The sequence below is a fragment of the Deferribacterota bacterium genome (genome assembly GCA_034189185.1).
Lineage (GTDB): Bacteria > Chrysiogenota > Deferribacteres > Deferribacterales > UBA228 > UBA228.
Genome location: JAXHVM010000267.1, coordinates 1 through 1,928, shown reverse-complemented (window position 1 = coordinate 1,928; position 1,928 = coordinate 1). Strand labels below are relative to the sequence as shown.

Below are 1,928 nucleotides of genomic sequence, written 5' to 3'. Positions count from 1 at the left end.
GAAGGTATTAAGGTTTATATGATTACAGGTGATAATAGGACAACAGCTTTAAATATTGCAAAATCTCTAGGTATAGATGAGGTAATAGCCAGTGTAAAACCTATGGATAAATCAAACAAAATAAAAGAACTACAATCAAAAGCCGGCAAAGTGGCTATGGTAGGCGATGGAATAAACGATGCGCCAGCTTTGGCTGCAAGTGATGTAGGTATAGTAGTAGGAAATGCTTCCGATATAGCAGTAGAAACTGGTGACATCATCATTATGAATGAAAATCTTATGAATGTCTATAAGGCAATCAAACTAAGCAAGTCTACAATTAAAAATATCAAAGAAAATCTATTTTGGGCTCTTATATATAATACATTAGGCATACCAATCTCTGCATTTGGTTTTCTAAATCCTATTATTGCTGGTGCTGCTATGGCTTTTAGCTCTGTATCAGTGGTAACCAACGCATTGAGACTTAAGAGGTGGCGTTATGAATAGAAAACTTTATATAAAAATATTAGTAGGAGGTTAACATGCAAGAAGTAGTTATTAAAGTAAATGGAATGAGTTGTGAGCACTGCAAAAATGCAGTAGAAAAGGAAATTAAAAGTTTAGTGGGTGTTAAATCTGCTGAAGTAGCTCTAGAAGAAGGAAACGTCAAGGTTATATTCGATGAAACAAAGGTTAGACTAGATAATATCTATGAGGCTATTGATGAAGCTGGATATGAACCAGTAAAAGAATAGGGGCAATTGTTATGACAGATAAAAGCTGCCAAATTAAACATGCAAATACTCTTGAAAGGTTAAAAAGGATAGAGGGACAAATAAAGGGAATTATAAGAATGGTTGAACAGGATAAATACTGCATAGATATTATTAACCAGATTTCAGCCGTCAAAGGCGCTCTAAATCAAGTGGCTCTGATGATTATGCAAAACCATGTGGAGAGTTGCCTTTCAGATGCAATAAATAATGCTGACGAAGAGGAAAAGGATGCAAAAATAGAAGAGCTAATTAACACAATAAGAAAATTTGTAAAATAAGCTTCTAAAAAATTATAAATGTTTTTAAAACTTTTAGTTTTACTATATTAACAAAAACTAGAGATATGTTATTTCATATATTTTTTTACACCCAAATATGCATAAAAAGAAAAATACCATAAGCTTTTAATAATAGATAATTTCTCAACATTACGATAGAGTTTCCACTGATAATATGCCGCAACAGCTTTATTAGATGATAAAGATCTTTTTCTAACCCTATAATGTAATAATGGCTTATTTACCCCATAAGCAGTTATCCCCTTTTTTAATAAAGACAACCAAAATGCATGATCCTGCCTTAATTTTAACGGTGGAAAATACTGATTATATAAAATATCTCTTTTTACCATAGCTGAAGAGCAAGCAATGTAGTTTGACTTTAGCATCTTTTTATAATCAACCCATTCTGGAGGAATTACCTTACCTATAACTTCTCCCTCTTCATCTATTTTTATATAGGATGTATAGCTTAAAGATATGTTATTATGCTTCATAAAATTTATCTGCTCTTGCAATTTATTTTTATCCCATAAATCATCACTATCTAGAAAGGCAATGTAGTCGCCTTTGGCATTTTCTAAGCCCACATTTCTTGCGTTAGCAACCCCACAATTTTTATTTAATGTTATAAGCTTTATAGCACTATTCTTTTTTGTATAATTTTTTATAATATCTATAGAGTTATCACTTGAACAATCATCAACAATTATCATCTCCCAATTTTGATAAGACTGTGCTAAAACTGACTCAATTGTCTGCGATATAAACGTAGCCGAATTATATGATGGTGTAATTATTGAAATTAATCTGCTAATCGTTTTCAAACCTTACTAATTTGTTATATAAACCAATTAATTCTTTTTCTCCAATAGACCAATTGTATTTATTA

The 1,928-nt window shown here is 31.2% G+C and carries 4 protein-coding genes; 3 read left to right on the top strand and 1 reads right to left on the bottom strand.

Annotated elements, in window-relative coordinates:
- The 3 genes from SVN78_10740 to SVN78_10730 form a co-directional block, all read left to right on the top strand.
- Positions 1–489: HAD-IC family P-type ATPase (locus SVN78_10740; protein MDY6822082.1), on the top strand; the 489-nt coding region annotated here is incomplete at its 5' end.
- Positions 490–524: 35 nt separating this feature from the next.
- Complete coding sequence (gene copZ, locus SVN78_10735; GenBank protein MDY6822081.1) at positions 525–737, top strand: copper chaperone CopZ; 213 nt, start codon at positions 525–527, stop codon at positions 735–737.
- An 11-nt stretch (positions 738–748) separates the two neighbouring features.
- Entirely contained in the window at positions 749–1,036 is a 288-nt protein-coding gene (locus SVN78_10730) for a metal-sensitive transcriptional regulator (protein ID MDY6822080.1), read from the top strand.
- Positions 1,037–1,104: 68 nt separating this feature from the next.
- Here SVN78_10730 and SVN78_10725 read toward each other — a convergent pair whose 3' ends face one another.
- On the bottom strand, positions 1,105–1,863 hold the full coding sequence (locus SVN78_10725) for a glycosyltransferase family 2 protein (protein MDY6822079.1): 759 nt from the start codon (positions 1,861–1,863) through the stop codon (positions 1,105–1,107).
- Positions 1,864–1,928: the final 65 nt, after the last annotated feature.